Genomic DNA, 20850 nt, shown 5'->3' on the forward strand with positions numbered 1-20850 from the left:
CAGAAAGAGAGGACAATACGGTGAAAAAATATGTGGCGGCCATCCTGGCGTTGTTGTTCGTGCTTACGCCGGTTTCGGTCTACGCCGCGGCTTCCTTCACGCTGGAGTTAAGCGTGAAGGAGGTGCTGCGCGGCGGCGAAATTACGCTTTCCGGAACGGTGGCGGACGAAACGGACGACGTCGTGGTCAAAATTGTGAGCCCGAATCAAACGGTTTTATATATCGATGTTATCTCTGCCGAAAACGGAGCTTATACGAAGACGGTGGCAATTCCGGAGACGGAAGACCTGGCGCCCTCCGGCGTTTATACGGTCGTTGCCGGCAACGGCGGCTTGACTCAGTCCGGTACGTTTACGATTCCGCGCAAAGGCGGAAATAATCCCGAGGAGCCCTCCAGACCAAATAACCCGAGCGGAGGCTCGAATTCGAATCCCGTCACAACGACTCCACCGGCGAATAATTCCGATTCCAAAGATATTCCGCCGGCCGCGGGACAGGTGAGCGGCGCAAATGTTCAGCTGGAATTGGCCAAGGACGGCCGGTATATTGCCGGCAGCGACGTATTGGCGAAAGCCGCGCAGCAAGCGAGCGATGCGGTGACGATCGAACTGCCCGCATCCGCCGCGGAAGCCGGATCGGCGCTGGAATTCCCGGCGAAATCGTTAACCGGACTGGAGGATCGCGAGATCGATCTGATCGTAACGTCCGGCAACCGAACCGTCCGTTTCCCGGCAGGCTCACTGGCGGTTTCCGCCGATGAGCTCACGCGAGTCCGCATCGTGCTGAACGCGGCCTGGAGCGATGAAGCCAAGGCGGTGGTCGAGCAGTCGCTGCGCGCAAATCCTGACTATACATCCACCGGCGTTGTGCTCTCCGTCGTGATACAACTGATCTCCGGCGACAACGTGACGGAAATCCATCAGTTGGACAAACCCGCTGTGGTAACGCTGAAGCTGACGGACGAGCAGGCGAAGCAGATTTCTGCGGATCTTGCCGGTGTTTATTATGCGGACGGCAAAACGCTTGTATATACGCCTGGTACGGTGAAGAACGGAACGTTTAACTTTACCGTTGGGCATTTCTCCTATTACACGATTCTGCAATACAGCAAAACATTTGTGGATTTGGTCGGGCATTGGGCGGAAAGCTCCGTCAAATCGCTGGCCGCCAAGGGTATCGTAAAGGGCGTCGACGAAAACCATTACGCGCCGGGACGCAGCATTACCCGCGCCGAATTCGTCGCTTTGATCATGCGGACGCTTGAGCAATCGGGCAAACTGCTGGCAGACCAAAGCACTGAGGGGGCATTTACGGACGTGCCGGCTGGCCAATATTACACCCGGAATGTGGCTGACGCGGCGGCGCTTGGCATCGTTACCGGATATAACGGCAAGTTCCGGCCGAACGACCAAATCACCCGTGAGGAAGCGGTCGTTGCGCTGGTCCGCGCTGCGGATTATTTCAACCTGGCGGCGAACGGGGGGCAGCCCGCTTTTACCGATGCCGGCAGCATTTCCGGCTGGGCGAAGGCCGCCGCCAGCAGCGCATGGAGCAAAGGCCTGATTCAAGGCGATGGGCAGAAATTCAGCCCGGACCGGGCCGTGACCCGTGCCGAGGTTGCTGTTATGGTTAAACGGCTGATTACGGACAGTTCTCTATAATAGGAGTTCAAAAAGTCAGGTTTTCAGCACCGAGAAGGTTGGATGAAGCTAGGGACTGAGTAGCGGAGCGTACGTTTTGGGTACGTGAGCAACGGAAGGCCCGGCTGAATTCAAGATTCGATGTCGAGTCCGCTCCTTGACCTGCTTCGTGATCAAAAGATGACTTTTTGAATTACCTCTATAAGTGCGAACAAGAAGGAGGAGAACCAAACGCAATGAAGAAGAGGATTTTTGCAGCGCTCATGACGGTGCTGCTGCTGAGCGGCTTGGTCCAGTCGATGCTTCCGGGCGCCGTTCCCGTTTCCGCCGCGGCCGCGGGCCCTGCGGTCCAGGGAGAACCGACGCGGAACGTCGCTTTGAACGCGACCGTGACGGCCTCGGGGCAATGCAACAGCAATGAAGCCGCCAAATTTGCCGTCGACGGCAAAACCGACACGAAATGGTGCGACAATACGAACGCCAAAATCAAATGGATGAAGCTTGATTTGGGCCAAGTGTACAACATCAATGAATGGGTCGTCATCAACGCGGGCATCAACGAAAGCAACAGCCCGTTCTGGAACACGAAAAATTTCCGCTTGCAAAAAAGCGCTGACGGCAAAACCTGGACGGACGTCGATGTCGTGCAAAACAATGCGCAGACAATCGTCGACCGCTATTTGCCGGAGCCTTTTTCCGCCCGGTACGTCCGGTTTTACGTAAGCAAAGGAGCACATGACTCCAATACCGTGCGCTTGTATGAGCTTGAGCTCTACGGGGTTGATGCCGGTCAAACGCCGGCTTATCCGCCGGCCAACCTCGATCCGGTCGACTACGTGGATCCGTTCATCAATACGCTCGGCGACAACGGCCAGACGAATCCGGGACCCACGATGCCGTTTGGCCTTGTTTCCCTGGGGCCCGATAGCGATGGCGGAGCGTTCAGCGGGTACTACTACCAGGATAAGAACCTGAAGGGTTTCTCGCACCTAAGATTCAGCGGCGCAGGCTGCAGCGGGGCGGGCGGCAACATTTTGATGATGCCGGAAACCGGCTCTTTCACGAAAAACGTCAACGAGTACAAGCAAAAATACGATAAAGCCAGCGAACAGGCTTCCGCCGGATATTACGCAGTGAACCTGAACTCCGGTGTCGGCGTTGAGTTGACCGCTTCGGACAATGTGGGCTTTCACCGGTATACGTTTCCGGCATCGGCAACGACCGGCTCCGTGCTGGTTGATCTGTCCAACTCGTATGCCGGCATGATCGACGCCAATCTTAAAGTGGAAAACAACAATGAAATTTCCGGCATGGTCAAATCGAAAAACGTCTGCGGATACGGATATTACGTTATGTATTATTCCATCCAGTTCGACCATGATTTCGACTCCTACACGTCCTGGCAGGGCGATGCGACGGGAACGGACGCGGTTCGCAGCGGGTCAAACAGCGGCGTGTGGGTGAACTTCCAAAACGCCGCCGGCAAAGTGATTCAGGCGAAAGTGGGCCTGTCGCCGATCAGCGTGGAACAGGCGAAATATGAGCGCGATCACGACATCGAGGGCTGGGATTTCGACGCTCAGCACGCCAAGATTCGCGGCGCCTGGAGCGATTTGCTCGGCAAAGTGGAAATCACCGATGCCGACGAAGAGAACAAACGGATTTTTTACACGCAAATGTATCATACGTTCCTTCATCCGAAAAACGTAACGAGCTCCGTCGGTACCTTCAAAGCGGGCCGGGACGAAAACACGATCCGGCAGGCTTCCGAGCTGGGCGACGATTTTGAGTACTACAACGGCTGGGCGACGTGGGACGATTTTCGCAAATACGCCTTGTTCTCCGTGCTGACGCCAACGGAATACAACAACATGGTGAAATCTTTGGCGGATCTGTACGAGACACGCGGCACCTATACGCAATTTGGGGACGGATACTGGCCGAGCCCGACAGTGCGGAACGAATTTAACGGCGCGGTCCTTCTGGACGCATATGCCAAGGGATTCCGGGATTTTGACGCGTACGCGGCGTTGAAGGGCATGGGCGTCGACGTGAACAACTTCGGCGATCAGGATAAAGTATCGGGTCAGTTGGAAAAAGCAAAAAGCGGTTATTTCCCGATGAAACTGGCCGAGCTGCTCGGCGACAAAGCGACTTACGAGAAATTCAAGCAGGCAGCTTTGTCTTATAAGGACCTGTGGAATCCGGATCAGGTCGACGAAAACGGCGACAAGATCGGGTTCTTTACCCCGAACGGGATTACCGTTAGCAGTGGGGATGTGACGGCGGTGGACAGATACGCCTACCAGGGGAACCTGTGGCATTACCGCTGGTCCGCTTCACAGGACATGAAGGGCTTGGCTGAACTGATGGGCGGTAAAACGGAAATGGCCAAGCAACTGTTGGACTTTTTCAATAGAGACGAATATATGGCCGTCAACGAGCAGGATTTGGAGGCGCCATATTTGTTCAACTACCTGGGTTATCCGTATTTGACCCAATATTTTGCCCGCGAGTATACGACGGAAGTGGTGACGCATAAATACCATAACCACGGGGCGTATTCCTATCCGCTGAAATCGCGCCTGTACCGGGCCGACCCGGAAGGCTACCTGCCGTCGATGGACGATGATGCGGGTGCAATGGCTTCCTGGTTCGTCTACAGCGCGATGGGGCTGTTCCCCGCCAATCCGGGCGACGCGGCTTTCCTGATCGGATCGCCGATTTTCTCGGAAGTGAAGCTGCATCTGGATGGCGGCAAAACGTTTACGATCAAAGCGGACAATGTGTCCGGCGAAAACCGTTTTATTCAATCCGCCACGCTGAACGGCGGGGAATTTGATCAAGCCTGGATCAAGTACGAGGATATTATGGCCGGCGGCACGCTGGAATTCGACATGGGTTCGGAGCCGAACACCGCCTGGGGAGCCAAGGCCAAAGCGGCACCGCCGATGACCAACTACGGCACCGATTTCGAAAACTCGTTGTCCCGTCAAGCGCTGATCGTCGAAGGCTCGGCCTGGAAATACTACGACAAAGGCCAATACGCCGGCGACGGCTGGACAGGCGCGGCCTATGACGTCAGCGCGTGGAAGTCGGGTCCGGCGCCGCTTGGATACGACAACAAAGGCTACGCGAAAACAGTCGTCAGCTATGGGCCGGACGGCAACAACAAGTACCCGGCGACGTATTTCCGCAAAACGTTCGAGGTTGCGGACACCGCAGGCATCCTCGAACTGGACGCTACGCTGGTCCGTGATGACGGGGCCGTTGTGTACCTGAACGGGCATGAAGTCATTCGTACCAATATGCCAACCGGACCGGTTAGCTATAACACGTACGCCAATGCGACCGTTAATGACGAGCGGGACCGGAATGTTTATCAAATCGATCCTTCTCTGCTCGTGAAAGGCACCAACGTGCTGACCGCAGAGGTGCATCAGGTGAATGCGACCAGTTCGGATATCGCCTTTGACTTCGGTCTTGTCGCGGTGAAGGAAATGGCGAAGCCGGCCGCGCCGACCGGACCGGTCGTGGACGATACGGCCAACACCTTCGGCTGGACCAACGTGCCGGGCTTCGAGCAGCCGTCCGACTATCAATTCAGCACGGACGGAGGCCGCACCTGGACGATTGCCACAGCCAATCCGCAAATCGTGGGTCCGGTCGCTTACGGCGCGGGCGTTGTGCAGGTCAGAATCAAGGCGAACGAAAGCCTGGGCGTAACCGCTGGGGAGCCGCTGCTTTCGGATGCTGCATACACCTCCGACATAAAGTGGGACGTGTTTGATCTGAACGCCGATGTCAAACGGACCGGCAACATGGTCGTTGACGTGTCAGGCACACTGAAAGGCGCTTATGCGGATTCGGCCGTTGCCGTCATCCAATTGATGAACGGCGGCCAACAGGCATTTGTATCCAGCGCGGTGCCGGTGGCAACCGGAAACTTTGATCTGACGCAAAGCTTCAACGTCAACGCCAGCAAATATCAGGTGAATATTTACCTGGTCGACAAATACGACGGCAACATTTATGATTCGCTTTGGCTGGCCGAGCCGATCGTCTCGCAGGCCGAACCGCAGCCGGACCCGGGTACGCCGGGCGGTGAAGAGCCGGGGCAACCGGGCGAAGAAGAACCGCTGCCGGAGCCATTGCCGGTGCCGGTGAAGACACCGGATGTGCCGGAACCAGCGGTAGAGCCGGAACCGCCGGCGGAAACGCCGAATTTCGAGGCGGCAGACGGGAAACTCCTGATCCAATTTGAAGCTTATACCGACTTGTCAACGGATATGCACCCTAATGGCAAGCCGTTAGGTACGGAACCGAACAACGGCGGGACCGTGGTCAAAAACACCTTTGACGGCGCATGGCTGGCCTATCAGCGGGCCGATTTCGGAACGGCGGGGATGAACCGGATTCAAGTGGTTTATGACGCCCCAACCGGGAGAGCGCCGGCCGACGCCAGAGCGGAGATTCGCCTAGGCTCGGTAGACGGCACCCTGATCGGCACCGTAGCGCTGACGAATACCGGCAGCGGCTGGGGGACGTACCGGACCGCCTCGGCGAACCTGAACACCACCGTCACCGGTGTCCAGAATGTATATATCGTGCTGAAAGGCACGACGACGGGCGATCTTCCGTATATCGGCAACTTTGACAGTTTCACGTTTGATAAGATCAGAAGCGATTATGCTCCTCTGGAACTGGAAAAATACGATGCCTGGTCAACCGACGTCAATCCGGCCAACAACGGTCCACTGAAAACGGAAAATGGCAATAACAGCCAGCAAGTAGCCAATACGTTTGACGGCGCATGGCTGGCTTACAAGGGAATGGATTTCGGCAGTGGGGGCGTGAACCAGTTCTCGGTTACCTATGCGGGCAACTCCACGAACACGGCGGCCAACTCGAAAGTCGAAATCCATCTTGGCTCCGTGGACGGCACCTTGGTTGGTACGGTTGCCACGCCGCCGACGGCAAGCAGTTGGGGCACCTATGCTACGGTAACCGCCGACTTGACGCAGACCGTAACGGGCGTGCAAGACCTTTATGTGGTGTTCCGCGGTACGACCGGATCGACCTACAAGTACATCGGCAATTTCGATAAAGCCGGCTTCTCGTTAAAGTAATACAAGGATTTCAAAGCGGAGCTGTCCGAAGCGTCATCATTTGACGTGCGGGCGGCTCCTTTTATATCATTGTTTGTTCACATTTTTTAGGAAAAAAACCTATTGATTAACGGAAAAAGCGGCATTATAATGTGAATGTAAATTGAATAATCAGTCAGAAAATATTCATAATGCGAGGGCATCATTCCTATGAAGGACAACGCTAAGACAAAAATCAAAAAAGCCGCAGAGGAGCTGATTATACAGAAGGGATACAAGGACACGACCATACAGGATATTGCAACAAAGGCCAAGGTGGCGGTGGGGACCATTTACCGCTATTACAAAAGCAAGGACGACATCCTCATGGACATAGGCCGAATGGATTTGAAGGATTTTTCCATTTCTCAGGACCTCCGGCGGAAGGAAATTATGGAGGCTGCTCTTCATGTTTTTGGGACAAAAGGGTACAGCCGCACAAATATCGAGGATATAGCCCAAGAAATCGGCATGTCCAAAGGCTCGATTTATCAATATTTTAAAAGCAAAGAGGAACTGTTCATATCCACCATTAAGGAATCTTCACAGATGCGGACCCTTTTAAAGCTTACCAAGTTTAAGCAGGAAAATCTAAATATAGAGGAGGTTTTGGCTGAAATCGGCAGGGTGTTTTTATCTATTTTTCAAGATCCGCGAAGAATCAAGCTCATGCGGATTATTATCGGAGAAACGCCTAACTTTCCGGAAATAGGGGAACTGTTTTTCCATGAAGTCATCGAAAAAACCTCCGAGCACATCGGCAACATGTTAAAGCCCTATGTGTCCAGTGAGCTAGATCCCGTTCTTTCGATTAGGCTGTTTATCGGTTCGATTTGGTCGTTTGTGATTTTCCAAGAGATGGTTCCCCTGAAAGACAGGAAATATGAGCACGAAGCGATCATTAAAGACGCCATACGTATTTTTCAGCATGGAGTTCTGAATGAGAATCGACCTTGAAATGGGAGTGAATATTTATGAAAGTTTTAATTTCACCCATGTCGGCGATGGTAGAGACCAAAGGACCTTTTTCAAGAACAGCCGTATTGGCAAACGAATTTATGGAAAGAGGTCATGAAGTAGCGTTATGCGCACCGGAAGATAACAATTATTACAGTATAAATAAAGTGCAAAATTATTATGCGCCTGTACCTTCACCCTTAGGGATGCCTGTATTGATCGGCAAGGGGATGTTTAAACTGTTTCAACACTTAGGATTTCAGCCCAAAAAAAAAGCCAACAGCTTTGAAGATATTTTACATTTTATCGGAGCCATTGATAGACGGTATTTCCGAAAAGATGTGTCCAGCATTAGAAAAGCGATTCAAGCGTTTAAACCCGATGTGATGTATTCGGAATTTAGAATATCAGCGATTGTCGCCGCCCGGTTGGAGAAAGTGAAAATTGCCACAGGCTTCAGTTATCCGGTGCAAAAAAGCTTTGCCTCCAACCCTGAGTACAGTAAGGGCGTTAATCAATACTTGCAAGAGAACGGCTTGGACAAAGTGGAATCGGTTTTGGAAATCTTTGATTGGGCGGATTTGAAGATTATTCCCAGTTCTTATGAGCTGGAACCCATGGATGGAGAAGATGTAGTTTTTGTGGGAGCTCTCTCCGGGTCAGGGGGAATAAATCCTACAATGGCAAAAAACAAAATAATAGCCTATATGGGAAACGGCGTGATTTCACCAAAGCAAGTGATCAAAGAGTTGACTACAGCTTTTGCAGGATCTGATTATGAAGTATATATTGCATCGGAGCAAGTAAAACCTTTTAAGACAAGCAACATCATTGCCGGCAAAAAATTTGATTTCAGTAAACTGATGCCGGAAGCCAGCGCCTATATCAATCACGCAGGACAAAATAGTATTATGACCGGCTTAATATATGGCGTACCTCAAATCGTATGTCCGGGCGGCGTGTTTGAACGGCGGTATAATGCCTCTTCCGTAGCCAAGTTAAATGCGGGCGTATTTCTTGAAGCTACTGATTTTAACTCGGAAACCCTGAAAAAAATCGTACATGACTTTAAGGAAAATCCCGCATACGCCAATAATGCCAAAATAGCCGGAGAAAAGTTACTAAGTCTCGGTGGCGCGAGAAAAGCAGTGCAAGCGATGGAAAACCTGTTGTAACCGGCTCTTGGGCTTTGTTGAGGAATTTGTTTAGAAATCAAAAAAGGATGGAGGGTTATATGATATGATGTTGTCTAACAAGTTGAAACGGAATATAATTAAGCTTGAAGAGGGTTTTAATGGGAGGCGATTCCAATTCAATTTAATCGGGTTTCCAGCAACAAGCTGTACATACAAATATATGATCAGATATTATCCGAAATCCTTTCAGGCTCTTTTCAGGTGGGAGACAAGCTGCCGACCGAGAGGGAGCTTTGCGCCCAGTTTGGCGTAAGCCGGGCGCCAATCAGGCAAGCGCTGAGCGCGCTGGAGATGAACGGATACATATACTCCCGCCAGGGGGAAGGGGTATTTGTAAAAAGCACCCAGAATCCGGCGGAGCAGCCGCCATCCGCCACGGCTTTTATGCTTGAATCCGTATCTCCGGAGGATATCGTTGACGCGAGAATGAATATCGAACCCCTCATTGCCAAATTCGCGGCGCAAAGAGCGACGGATGAAGACATTGAGGCTCTGCGCGCCACCATTAAGCAGATGGAGAAGGAAACCAAGGCGGGCCACTATGTGCCGGAGACTGATGAACAGCTGCATACGGAGATTGCCAAGGCCTCTCACAATGACCTGTTCATGCAGTTTATGGCTGTCATTGTCAATGCCATGAAGCAGCAGGAGATGTGGAAGTTTATCCGGGACCGAACGGTCACCCGTCCGGACTACAGGGATACGAATTTCAGCGAACATAAGCGGATTATCCAGGCGATTGAAAATCACGATGCCGAAGAGGCCATGCGTCTCATGACCTCCCATATGCAGAATCTGTACGATCGATATTGGAAGGACTGAGGTCGAACTTTGACGGACCGCCACGTTCCGGCACTGATTTATTGAAAAAATGAACCGTCCGACGTTACTGTCGGATGGTTTTTCTTTTTTATAAACTATTGACATTAAAAAAGTCACACTTTATACTACGGATGTAAGGTACCTTAGTATACAAGTGATTAAGATTACCAATTACAAATTGCCTGTGATCAAATCTATGGTCTTGTTGGCATTTTTTAAAGGAGGTTGATGAAAGCGCTGTAATTAACATGTAAGCAATTTATATGTTTTGAAAATTGGAAAGGATATGACTTGATTTTCCGGAGTGCGGGTAAAGAACAATAAAAAATGAAACGGTGGACAACGTGTGCGCCATTTTTGGGGGGGTTCAAATGGATATTCAACAGTTGGAGAAGTCAACCGTTCGAAAAGTGACATTAAGACTGATTCCCTTTTTGTTTCTTTGCTTTACGATTTCGATACTTGATCGCGTAAACATTGGTTTTGCAGCCTTGCGCATGAATCAGGACCTTGGTTTTTCCGACGCTGTTTTCGGTTTTGGGGCGGGTATCTTTTTTATCGGCTACTTCTTGCTTGAGGTCCCGGGTAGCGCCATTATGACCAGGATTGGAGCCAGACGGTGGATCAGCCGGATCATGGTATCCTGGGGCATTATCGCTGTCATCATGGCTTTTATTCAGACACCGCTGCAGTTCTATATCGTCCGCTTATTGCTGGGAGCCGCGGAGGCCAGCTTTTACCCGTGCATGGTGCACTATCTGAGCGGATTTTTCCAATCCAAGCACCATGCGAAAGCGATTGCCGGATTTATGATTGCCATTCCGGCGGCAAACGCCATAGGCTCGCCGATTTCCACATTTTTGCTGCAGCATGGTTGGCTGGGGCTGGCCGGCTGGCAGTGGCTGTTCATTTTGGAAGCGATTCCAGCCATCATTCTCGGGTTTGTTTGCTACTTCTATCTGACGGATCGTATTGAAGATGCCAAATGGCTAACCGAAGAAGAGAAAACCTGGCTTCTCGACGTGACCACCAAAGAGGCTATCGAGAAACAAAAAGTAAAGAAATATACGTTTCTGCAAGTACTGAAGGATCGGGATGTGCTAATACTGGCCCTCGGCTATTTTTTCTGGATGTTCGGCTACTATGGAATCAACATGTTCCTGCCGACCATCTCGGAAGGATTGGCGGAAACGACCGGGCTTTCGCTGCAAAATATGGGCTGGGTGCTTGGACTGATGTACCTTTGCGCCATGGTAGTCATGTATCTGATCGGAAAAAGCTCCGACAAAACCAATGAGCGAAGGTTCCATGTTGCCGGATGCCTGATCGTCAGCGCCGCCGCTATGATCGGCAGCGTATATTTGGCGGAATTCAGTACGGTCGGCGCCTTTATTATGCTGACGGTCAGCTTGTGCGGGGCCTTTGGAGCATACTCTCCGTTCTGGGCCATACCGCCTTCATTCCTGACCGGCGCGGCGGCAGGCGGAGCCATTGCGATGATCAACAGCATCGGCAACCTCGGCGGATTTTTCGGCCCGTACTTTGTAGGATTTATTAATGATTCCACAGGTTCGCATAAGCTCGGCATGCTCATTTTGGGAATCAGCATGATTGTAAGCGCTTGTATTATCGTTTTGCTGGTGAAGCAGTCGGGGAAGAGCAGAGCCCGGCAGTCTGCCCAAGCCGTTAAAAATTCAATCTGATCGAACCGCTTTTGGCAGCCAGCTTCCGAATGCGGTCGGCATAAGGAACAGAAGCGGAAAAGAGAGATACAGATGGCGAGTATAGCGATGCAAAAGATATACTCGCTTTTATTCCAAACAACTTAGGAGACAAGTAGACAACAGGACAAATGTTTAAGTCTTATTAAAAAAATAAGGAGCGAGGGGATTGGCATGAAACCTATAAGCATTGAGGAGCTGAAACGGAAAGCGGCAGAGTTGAGACAAACCGCCCTTACGATGATTTACGAGGCGCAATCCGGACATCCCGGCGGCTCATTTTCCGCAGCGGATATTGTAACCGCCCTGTACTTTAGAGAAATGAACATTGATCCCTCCAACCCCAAGTGGGAGGACCGGGACCGGTTTGTTCTCTCCAAAGGGCATGTCTGCCCGATCCAGTATGCGGCTTTGCTGCACCATGGGTATGTTCCGTTTGACAACATTCACACGCTGCGGAAATACGGCTCTCCTTTTCAGGGGCATCCGGATATGAAAAAGTGCCCGGGCATTGATATTTCCACCGGCTCCCTCGGCCAGGGTCTCTCCTGCGCGGTAGGCATGGCTTTGGCGGGGAAGCGGGACGGCAAGGCTTACCGGGTATTCGCGATGCTGGGAGACGGCGAGTGCCAGGAAGGTCAAATCTGGGAAGCTGCTCAAACGGCAAATAAATACCAGCTGGACAACCTGGTTGTTTTCGTTGACGACAACAATTTGCAGATCGACGGCACATGTGACGAGGTTATGCCCAACCTGGACCTGGAGTTGAAGTTCAAGGCCTTCGGTTTTGACACCAAAAGAATCGATGGCCATGACATGCGGAAAATCGTTGATACGCTGGACGAAATCAGGGACGTGAAGAACGGCAAGCCCAAATGCATTGTATGCAATACCGTTAAGGGCAAAGGCGTTTCGTTTATGGAAAATGTGTGCGGCTGGCACGGGGCCGCGCCGAAGGAAGCCGAATACAAACAAGCCATGGAAGAAATCGCGGGAGGTTTGAAATCATGAGTACACAGGATAAGACAACGATCGTCAAGAAAATTGCGACCCGGGATGCGTTTGGACATGAGATTGTCGAGCTGGGAAAAAAGAACAAAAGCATCTATGTGGTCGATGTGGATATCGGCAAGTCCTGCAAAACGACCGAATTTGCCAATCAACTGCCGGAACAGCATATTAACGTGGGGATTGCCGAGCAGAACGCCTGCGGTCTGGCGGCAGGGCTTGCGACGACGGGGAAAATCCCGTTTGTCAGCACGTACGCCGTTTTTGGGTCGCTGCGGATGGCGGAACAGATCCGGCAAGAGGTGTGCTACCCGAACCTGAATGTGAAAATCGCCTGTTCCCATGGTGGACTGACTCCGGCGAATGACGGGGGCAGCCATCAAGCGATCGAAGATATGGGGGTGCTGCGTACCATTCCCAATATGACGGTGATCATGGGGGCGGACTATTACTCTACCCGTAAGCTCGTTGCGGCCGCAGCGGAGCATGTCGGGCCGGTCTTCCTGCGGTTTACCCGGGACGCCATTCCGGTCGTTTATGACGAGCATGAAGAGTTTGCGATCGGCAAGGCCAAGAAGCTAAGGGAAGGCAAAGACATTGCCATTATCGCCAACGGGGACACCCTTCATCTTGCCTTGGAGGCAGCGAAGGAGCTGGAGAAACAATCCGTTTCGGTTAAGCTGCTGGATATGCATACGATTAAGCCGTTGGATCGTGAAGCCGTTGCCGAATGCCTGCAGACCGGAAGAATTATTACCGTCGAGGACCATAATATTCTGAATGGTCTGGGCAGTGCAGTAAGCGAAGTGGTGGCCGAAGAGGGAGGAGCCGTGCTCAGAAGAATCGGCATCCAAGACCGGTTTGGAGAGTCCGCGCCTTATGAAAAGCTGCTGGAGCTAAACGGAATCACGACCGAAAATATTGTCGCCACGGCCAAAGCCATGCTGAAGCTATAGGAAAGCAATAAACCAATTATTCATAAAGGAGTGGCATTTTATGTTTGAATTGACCAATCGGGTAGCGATAGTAACGGGAAGCGGATCGGCAAAAGGGATCGGGCGTACGATAGCTTTGACACTTGCCCGGCAAGGAGCCCAGGTTGTCGTGGCCGACATCAATCTGGACGGAGTCCAGGAGACCGTAAACGCCATCAAGGAAGCCGGGGGAGAAGCGTTTGGCGTTGAATTGAACGTAACCAGTTGGGAATCCGTTCATGCCATGGTTGAGCAAGTAGTGCGGAGCTTGGGCCGTATCGATATTCTGGTTAACAACGCGGGGATATCGCAAAAAGTAACAGTGGAAGACATGACCCTTGAAGATATCACGCGAATTTTTAACGTGAATATGTTTGGTTTATTCTTGTGCACGCAAGCCGTTCTTGAAACGATGAAAAAACAAAAGTACGGCCGGATCGTCAACCTGTCCTCCGTATCCGCCAAGCGCGGCGGCGGGGTGTTCGGAGGCGCGCATTATTCCGCCTCCAAGGCGGCGGTTCTCGGCTTCTCGAAGAACCTTGCCCGCGAAGTGGCTCAAGATGGAATTACCGTGAACAGCGTAGCCCCCGGCTTGGTGAACACCGACATCTGGAAATCGCTGGACCGGGATACGGCGGATTCCGTCATTGCTTCCATCCCGATGGGCAGACCGGGCGAAACGGAGGAGATCGCCTCCGCCATCGCGTTCCTGGCATCCGCAGAGGCTTCCTATATCACGGGAGAAGAAATCGATATCAATGGCGGATCGCATATGGATTAATAGGGAAGAATCACTGCTTCGGAATGTGAAGCGAGGAGATTAACGTACGCAAGGCCGAGGCTGCATATTGTTGATGCGGACCTCGGCTTTTGCTGTCCTTGCTGATCTCAAAACTCCTGATACAGCGGATTATTCCGGCTCTCCCGACAACAGCCTGAGTAAATTCTCGGGAATGTTGATCTTGCGGTCGTCGATCAGCAGCTGAAATTCACCTGCTGCGGCGGCCTGATTGGCAAGCTTGATCTCCTCCATCTCCCGCTGCAGCTGCTCCATTTTAATGTCGAGTTCGTACGCGGTGTCGGCGGCGTTTTTTAAATCCTGCAGCAGACGCTCGGGGACGGACTCGTTATATTTGTAAAAAATTTTGTGCTCCAGGCTGGCCCAGAAATCCATAGCGATCGTGCGGATCTGGATTTCCACGCACACCGGCTCATCGCCGTCCGACATGAACACGGGAACCTCGACCAGCATGTGCAAACTTTTGTAGCCGTTAGGTTTTGGGTGTTTGATGTAATCCTTGATTGACAACACATTTAAATCCTTCTGGTTTTGCAGCATTTGGCTGATCCGGTAAATGTCCGAAATGAAGGAGCAGGTGATCCGGATGCCGGCGATATCGTGAATGCTGCTTTTGATGCCGTCCAAAGAGAACGGACCGCCTTTGCGGTATATCTTTCTCATGATGCTCTCCGGGGATTTAAGGCGCGATTTCGTATGCTCGATCGGATTGTAGTCGTGCAGCATCTGGAATTCTTCCTGCAAGATCTCGATCTTCGTCTCCAGCTCTTGCAGAGCGAATTTATACATCATCATAAAACGGGTCAGCTTTTTCTGTAAGGCTTTCATTTGTTCCAAGGGTAACGAAATATCGGTCATGTTTACCGTCCTTTTTTGCTAAGAAGTCTAAAAATAATTCAGTAAGTTTATTATACCGCAGGGGAGAAGGTAGATTCCAGAAAGGGGGATGCTATAATGGTAAATATAGTTAAGGAGGGGTGATATGCGCTTTGACAACATCGATCAATTAAAAAAAGAACTGGACGCACTTCGGCCTTTGCCACCGGCGGCCGTCAAAAATCTGGACGAGGTTTATCGAATAGAATGGACGTACAACTCGAATGCGATTGAAGGCAATACGCTTACCCTTCTGGAAACGAAGCTTGTGCTTGAGGAAGGGTTAACGATCGGTGGCAAAAAGCTGCGTGAGCATTTTGAGGTAATCAATCACTCCGAAGCTATCGACTATGTGGAAGATATTGTGCAGCGCGAAGCGGAGCTTTCGGAATTTGTCATCAAGTCGCTTCATCAACTTATCTTAAAAAATATCGATGATGAAAATGCCGGCAATTACCGCAAGATTAACGTCATGATATCCGGTTCCAAGCATACGCCTCCTCATTTTACGGTTGTTCCTGAACAAATGGAGCAGTTCATGAAGTGGTATAACGAACATAAGGATAAGCTCCATCCCGTCCAGTTGGCCGCGGAGTTCCATTTTCGGTTTGTTTACATACACCCTTTTACGGACGGAAACGGACGGACGGCACGCCTGCTGATGAATTTGATCTTAATGAAATCTGGCTACCCGCCGGCGATCGTCAAAGCCGAAAGTGCGGAGCGGCTGAGATATTATGAGGCTCTTGAAACAGCCAGCGTTCAGGGTGACCTGGAGCCGTTTGTGGAGCTGATCGCTGGGTGCGTGGAGGACAGCTTGCGCAGATACATCGGAACGGTGAAATAATTACATCAGGCCCGCTGCAAAAGGGGGAAATATCATGAGAACGGAAGACCAAATCAAGCGCAAACTATACGAATTAAAACAACTGTCGGCCAAAAGAGCCAATGACCCTGTTGTACAAGCCCAGATTGAGATGCTGGAATGGGTGCTGAACCAGCCGATCGAGAAATACCACGTTTAGAGGTTGTTCAAAAAGTCATTCGGTCCTGAAAACCTGACTTTTTGAACACGAACTTTAAATAAAAATTTGGTATAATAAATTGGGTATGATAAATTTGGCATAATATAGAATGATTGGCACATGTTAAAACCGAATATGGACAAAAACCACGTAAGGAGTGATCGCAATGGCAAACATCGTTTTTATCTCACCGGGCAAATACATTCAGGGCGCAGGAGCGCTCAAGGAACTGGGTAAACACATTAAAGAGTTGGGCCGTAAACCGCTGATCATCGCCGATGAGGTGGTTTGGGGTATTACCGGGGACGTGATCAAACAAAGCTTGTCCTCGGAGGGCAAGGAGTTTCATTTCGTTTCTTTTAACGGCGAAGCTTCTAGCAATGAAGTAAACCGCATCGCCCAGGAGGGGCAGTCGCAATCCGTCGATTTCGTCATCGGCGTCGGCGGCGGCAAAACGCTGGACACGGCCAAGGCCGTTTCCGACGAACTGAAATCCAAAGTGGTGATCGTTCCGACCACGGCGTCGACCGATGCGCCCACAAGCGCTTTGTCCGTAATCTATAGCGATGCAGGCGTATTCGAGTCCTACCGGTTTTACCATAAAAATCCCGACCTGGTTCTGGTCGATACGGCCGTTGTGGCTAAAGCGCCCGCCCGCCTGTTCGCTTCGGGGATCGCCGACGCGATGGCGACATGGATTGAAGTGCGCGCCACGGTGAAAAGCAACGGTACCGCCATGTCCGGCGGTAAAACGAGCATTGCCGCGCAAGCGATTGCCCAAGCCTGTGAAGAAACGCTGTTTAAGTACGGAATTCCCGCTTATCAAGCCGTGCAAAAAGGACTGGTCACCCGGCATGTGGAGGCGGTTGTCGAAGCGAACACCCTGCTGTCCGGCCTCGGTTTCGAAAGCGGCGGTTTGGCGGCGGCCCACGCGATTCACAACGGATTTACGGTGTTGTCGGGCGATATCCATCACTTAACCCATGGCGAAAAAGTAGCCTACGGCACGCTGGTTCAACTGGTGCTGGAATTGCATCCTGAGGCGGAGATCATCAAGTATATTGACTTTTACCAGGAACTGGGGCTTCCGACAACCTTGAAGGAACTGCACCTGGAACATGTGACTTTTGAGGAACTGCTGAAAGTGGGCCAAGCCGCCACGCAGCCAAATGAAACGATGGTGAACCTGTCGAACGAAATCACCGCCGAGCAAGTAGCCAACGCCATCTTGGCGGTTGATGTGTTGAGCAAGCAGGTGTCATCGGTTTAAAAAAAACGGTCCAGTGATCCCAAAAGCGAAGGTGCACATAACTCGTGCGCTTTCGCTTTTTTCTTTGGATTTCTGGTTATTTCGTTCTAGCTTTCAATAGTTAATTTTTTGTAATAAATAGATGAAAAAAGAGAACTATTTTTCTGAAACTCCAGTCTTATAAAGGACATAAAAGTTACAAAATTTTAAGTTATAAAGTCCTACAATAAAACGGTTACTTATATTATTTTCCAAATATACAAATGAAAGTTCCATTTTTTGTACAGTGCATTCAGCTAATTTTTAGCTTAACGTGTTACTAGGCATGCACGGGCAGCGGTTCAATCCGAGAGTACGCAGCCGAGAATGATGGCATTCGGCGGTCAGCAGATAGGACGCTCCCAAACACGCCCGGGATGAAAAACGTCATCAAATCTTATTTTTCACATGTGAATAATTAATATTAAGAGCGTTTGATCACGTAAATTGCCTGATGCATGTCAGCCCCAACCGTTGCCCCTCCTACGTACATACCGTTAAGAGACGGAGGAGAACTAGAGGCAACCGACGAAAAAATTTGCAGCATCCGATTATGCATGAGGAGGAGAACAACCAGTGAAAAGAACATCACAAATGCTGTTTCGCATGATGCTCGTTGCGGTGATCGCTTCGGCCGCAATCATTTCGCCGTTTGGCACGGTCAAGGCGGCAGGGACAAGCGCTGAACAACCTTGGTTCGATACGTCCAAAACCCCTGAGGAGAGGACTGAACTGCTGCTTCGGGAGATGACGCTTGAGGAGAAGGTCGATTTTGTAACGGGGGACGTAAACAACAACTACGGTTTTTACAATGCCCCGATTAAACGCCTGGGAATCCCCGCGTTGACGATGGCCGACGGCCCGACCGGCGTCCGTGTGGCAAACCCTGAAGTTCAGGGAAAAAAATCAACGGCTTTTCCGACGCCGATCGCGCTGGCCGCTACCTGGAATACGGAAACGGCGGGACGTTACGGAGATCTGGTCGGCAATGAAGCGTACAATACGACCCACAACGTTTTGCTTGGTCCGGGCTTCGATATCGCGCGGCTGCCTTGGGGTTCCCGCAATTTTGAATCGCTGGGTGAAGATCCACTGTTGCAATCGAAGCTTGGAGTCGAATATGTGAAAAATGTCCAAAAGTATCCGGTGATTGCCACCGCTAAGCATTATTTGCTGAACAATCAGGAGACAGACCGGTTTGCGGTCGATACACGGGCAAGCGAACGGGCGATCATGGAAATTTACTCGCGTCCGTTTGCAGCTGCGGTTCAAGAAGCCGACCTTGGTTCCGCCATGTGCTCCTTTAATCGGATCAACGGTGTCTTCGCCTGCGAAAATGAGACGGCGTTGACGAAAATTCTCAAAGAACGCCTTGGCTTTAAAGGATTTATTATGAGCGACTACGGTGCCAATCTAAGCACGGCGGAGTCGGCGCTGGCCGGTCTCGACCTGGAAACGCCAGGCAAACCTTATGGCGAATGGGGGGACAAGCTGCTGGCTGCCGTTAAGAACGGCCAGGTCGGAGAAGATGTGATCGACGGTATGGCCGGAAGAATCTTGGTGCAGATGTTTGACAAAGGATTGTTCGATAAGCCGGCCGTGAATGTGCAGATCCCTGCCAAGGAACATGGTCAGGCCGCACTGGAAATGGCCGAGGAAGGTATGGTGCTGCTCCAAAACAAAGATAACGTGCTTCCGCTGAATGCGGACAAATTGGACTCCATCGCCGTCATCGGCCCGGATGCGGACAGCTACGCAACGGTCGGCGGCAGTTCCCTGGTCCAGCCGAACTATACCGTAAGCCCGCTTGAAGCAATCCGGGAGCAGGCCGGAAAAGAGGTTCAAGTGGAGTATGCGCCGGGAACCGACCCGATCTCTACCGGCGATATCGTTAACGGTCCGTCCGCGGTGCCTTCTTCCATGCTGTTCCCGCAAAGCGGCAAGTCATCCGCTTACGGGTCATCCGAAGAATCAGGACTGCGTGGGGAATACTGGACCAACAACAAAATGGAAGGCAATCCGTCGCTTACCCGCACGGACCGCCAAGTCAACATGAATCTCGGCTTCTATAACTATGATGGGCTCAATGGACAATCCCAGAAACTGACGAAGCTGCCCAACGAATATAACGGTATGATGTCGGCCCGTTGGACGGGCACCATCGCCGCGCCGAAAACCGGCGAATACACATTGTCCATTACGAGCATCGGCTCCGGCAAGCTGTATTTTGACGGCGAGCTGCTGATCGACAACAAAGGCGAAAAGGTAGGAACAAGCAAAGCCAAGGTGAACCTTGCCGCCGGAGAAAAACACGATGTGCGCATCGAATACCGTACGGATTGGCCGGACAACCTGGATTCCGATTTCGGCGGACTGATCCGGTTCGGATGGGAGCCGCCCGCTGGAGCCGTCGACTTGACGATGCAGAAGGCGGTTGATCTCGCCAAGCGTTCCGATGTCGCGATCGTTGTGGTTCGCACTTATGAGAGCGAAGGGTATATCGACCGTTCCGATTTGGAGCTGCCGAACAACCAGGATCAGTTGATTGCCGAGGTGGCCGCCGCCAATCCGAACACCATCGTCGTTTCGATGAGCGGCCGAGCGGTCGAAATGGACACCTGGCGGCAGGACGTTAAAGGCATCCTCCAAGCATGGTATGCCGGACAGGAGCAAGGCCATGCCATCGCAAACATTTTGTTCGGCAAAGTCAATCCTTCCGGCAAGCTGCCGGTGACTTTCCCGGTGGATGATGACCACACCCCGGTGTCGACCGAGCAGCAGTTCCCGGGGATCGACAGTAAGGCTGATTATAGCGAAGGCGTGATGGTTGGTTATCGAGGATACGAGTTTGACGGCATCAAGCCGGCGTTCGCCTTCGGACATGGCTTGTCGTATACGAATTTTGAGTACCGCAACACGAAAGTGAAGGTAAGCGGCAATAAAGACGAACGTAAAATCAAGGTGTCGCTGAACTTGCGCAATACCGGCAAGGTAGCGGGGGCGGAAGTGGTGCAAGTCTACACCGGCAAGCTGCCGGCCGCAGTTGAAACGGCGCCGAAACAACTGGCCGGATGGGCTAAGGTCGAGCTGCAGCCGGGCAAACAGAAGCGGGTGGAGATTGAACTGGATCCCAAGGCACTGTCTTATTGGGACGAGCAGTCGGGCGAATGGGTGATGTCGCAAGGGAAAGTTCCGATTTATATCGGCAGCTCTTCCGAGGATGTTCGCCTGAAGACCAGCGTGACGGTTGGAAGCCCGTCGGGGAAATAACACCGGCAGGTATACCAAGGCCATCCGTCAGGGACGGAATAAACCGCATAGCAGAAGGAGCCGCAGCACTTCGCTTCGGCTCTTTCTGTCTATAAGTCAAGAGAAAGGGGAGACGCTTATCCGCTAC

The 20850-nt window shown here is 51.6% G+C and carries 14 protein-coding genes; 13 read left to right on the plus strand and 1 reads right to left on the minus strand.

Annotated elements, in window-relative coordinates; genetic code table 11:
* Positions 1-20 precede the first annotated feature (20 nt).
* The 9 genes from ACLD72_RS15955 (at position 21) to ACLD72_RS15995 (ending at position 14246) form a co-directional block, all read left to right on the plus strand.
* Positions 21-1661, plus strand: a complete 1641-nt coding sequence (locus ACLD72_RS15955; protein ID WP_458475932.1) for an S-layer homology domain-containing protein — start codon at positions 21-23, stop codon at positions 1659-1661.
* Between the two features lie 215 nt (positions 1662-1876).
* Positions 1877-6769 carry a glycoside hydrolase domain-containing protein gene (locus ACLD72_RS15960; RefSeq protein ID WP_410996748.1) on the plus strand — a complete coding sequence of 1631 codons (4893 nt, stop codon included), beginning with the start codon at positions 1877-1879 and terminating at the stop codon, positions 6767-6769.
* Positions 6770-6958: 189 nt separating this feature from the next.
* Positions 6959-7744, plus strand: coding sequence for a TetR/AcrR family transcriptional regulator (locus ACLD72_RS15965; protein ID WP_410996749.1), 786 nt, complete (start codon positions 6959-6961; stop codon positions 7742-7744).
* A 17-nt stretch (positions 7745-7761) separates the two neighbouring features.
* A complete protein-coding gene (locus ACLD72_RS15970) occupies positions 7762-8919 on the plus strand; it encodes a glycosyltransferase (protein ID WP_410996750.1) in 1158 nt (385 codons plus the stop codon).
* Between the two features lie 129 nt (positions 8920-9048).
* Positions 9049-9762, plus strand: a complete 714-nt coding sequence (locus tag ACLD72_RS15975; protein ID WP_410996938.1) for a FadR/GntR family transcriptional regulator — start codon at positions 9049-9051, stop codon at positions 9760-9762.
* Between the two features lie 371 nt (positions 9763-10133).
* Positions 10134-11465 carry an MFS transporter gene (locus ACLD72_RS15980; protein ID WP_410996751.1) on the plus strand — a complete coding sequence of 444 codons (1332 nt, stop codon included), beginning with the start codon at positions 10134-10136 and terminating at the stop codon, positions 11463-11465.
* Positions 11466-11657: 192 nt separating this feature from the next.
* On the plus strand, positions 11658-12494 hold the full coding sequence (locus ACLD72_RS15985) for a transketolase (protein WP_410996753.1): 837 nt from the start codon (positions 11658-11660) through the stop codon (positions 12492-12494).
* The gene (locus ACLD72_RS15990; RefSeq protein WP_410996755.1) at positions 12491-13447 is read left to right on the plus strand and encodes a transketolase family protein; all 957 of its coding nucleotides are present in this window, start codon (positions 12491-12493) and stop codon (positions 13445-13447) included. Before ACLD72_RS15985 ends, ACLD72_RS15990 begins: the two co-directional genes overlap by 4 nt.
* 40 nt (positions 13448-13487) lie before the next feature.
* Entirely contained in the window at positions 13488-14246 is a 759-nt protein-coding gene (locus tag ACLD72_RS15995) for an SDR family NAD(P)-dependent oxidoreductase (RefSeq protein WP_410996757.1), read from the plus strand.
* Positions 14247-14375: 129 nt separating this feature from the next.
* On the opposite strand, the gene ACLD72_RS16000 is transcribed toward ACLD72_RS15995, so the two are convergent.
* Entirely contained in the window at positions 14376-15092 is a 717-nt protein-coding gene (locus ACLD72_RS16000; RefSeq protein ID WP_458475937.1) for a GTP pyrophosphokinase, read from the minus strand.
* 154 nt (positions 15093-15246) lie between these two features.
* On the opposite strand from ACLD72_RS16000, the gene ACLD72_RS16005 reads away from it, so the two are divergent.
* The 4 genes from ACLD72_RS16005 to ACLD72_RS16020 all read left to right on the plus strand — a co-directional run bounded on the left by ACLD72_RS16005 (position 15247) and on the right by ACLD72_RS16020 (position 20723).
* Positions 15247-15987 carry a Fic family protein gene (locus ACLD72_RS16005; protein ID WP_410996761.1) on the plus strand — a complete coding sequence of 247 codons (741 nt, stop codon included), beginning with the start codon at positions 15247-15249 and terminating at the stop codon, positions 15985-15987.
* A 34-nt stretch (positions 15988-16021) separates the two neighbouring features.
* A complete protein-coding gene (locus tag ACLD72_RS16010) occupies positions 16022-16165 on the plus strand; it encodes a hypothetical protein (RefSeq protein ID WP_251590829.1) in 144 nt (47 codons plus the stop codon).
* 166 nt (positions 16166-16331) lie between these two features.
* Positions 16332-17435: a glycerol dehydrogenase gene (locus ACLD72_RS16015; protein ID WP_410996763.1), complete on the plus strand. Its 1104-nt coding sequence runs from the start codon at positions 16332-16334 to the stop codon at positions 17433-17435.
* 594 nt (positions 17436-18029) lie between these two features.
* On the plus strand, positions 18030-20723 hold the full coding sequence (locus ACLD72_RS16020) for a glycoside hydrolase family 3 C-terminal domain-containing protein (protein ID WP_410996765.1): 2694 nt from the start codon (positions 18030-18032) through the stop codon (positions 20721-20723).
* Positions 20724-20850: the final 127 nt, after the last annotated feature.

Source organism: Paenibacillus lacisediminis (assembly GCF_046567315.2).

Bases quoted from the DNA above. Each gene is read 5' to 3' on its own strand.
- ACLD72_RS15960 (WP_410996748.1), top strand. From the start codon at position 1,877: ATGAAGAAGAGGATTTTTGCAGCGCTCATGACGGTGCTGCTGCTGAGC.
- ACLD72_RS15965 (WP_410996749.1), top strand. From the start codon at position 6,959: ATGAAGGACAACGCTAAGACAAAAATCAAAAAAGCCGCAGAGGAGCTG.
- ACLD72_RS15970 (WP_410996750.1), top strand. From the start codon at position 7,762: ATGAAAGTTTTAATTTCACCCATGTCGGCGATGGTAGAGACCAAAGGA.
- ACLD72_RS15980 (WP_410996751.1), top strand. From the start codon at position 10,134: ATGGATATTCAACAGTTGGAGAAGTCAACCGTTCGAAAAGTGACATTA.
- ACLD72_RS15985 (WP_410996753.1), top strand. From the start codon at position 11,658: ATGAAACCTATAAGCATTGAGGAGCTGAAACGGAAAGCGGCAGAGTTG.
- ACLD72_RS15990 (WP_410996755.1), top strand. From the start codon at position 12,491: ATGAGTACACAGGATAAGACAACGATCGTCAAGAAAATTGCGACCCGG.
- ACLD72_RS15995 (WP_410996757.1), top strand. From the start codon at position 13,488: ATGTTTGAATTGACCAATCGGGTAGCGATAGTAACGGGAAGCGGATCG.
- ACLD72_RS16000 (WP_458475937.1), bottom strand. From the start codon at position 15,092: ATGAAAGCCTTACAGAAAAAGCTGACCCGTTTTATGATGATGTATAAA.
- ACLD72_RS16005 (WP_410996761.1), top strand. From the start codon at position 15,247: ATGCGCTTTGACAACATCGATCAATTAAAAAAAGAACTGGACGCACTT.
- ACLD72_RS16010 (WP_251590829.1), top strand. From the start codon at position 16,022: ATGAGAACGGAAGACCAAATCAAGCGCAAACTATACGAATTAAAACAA.
- ACLD72_RS16015 (WP_410996763.1), top strand. From the start codon at position 16,332: ATGGCAAACATCGTTTTTATCTCACCGGGCAAATACATTCAGGGCGCA.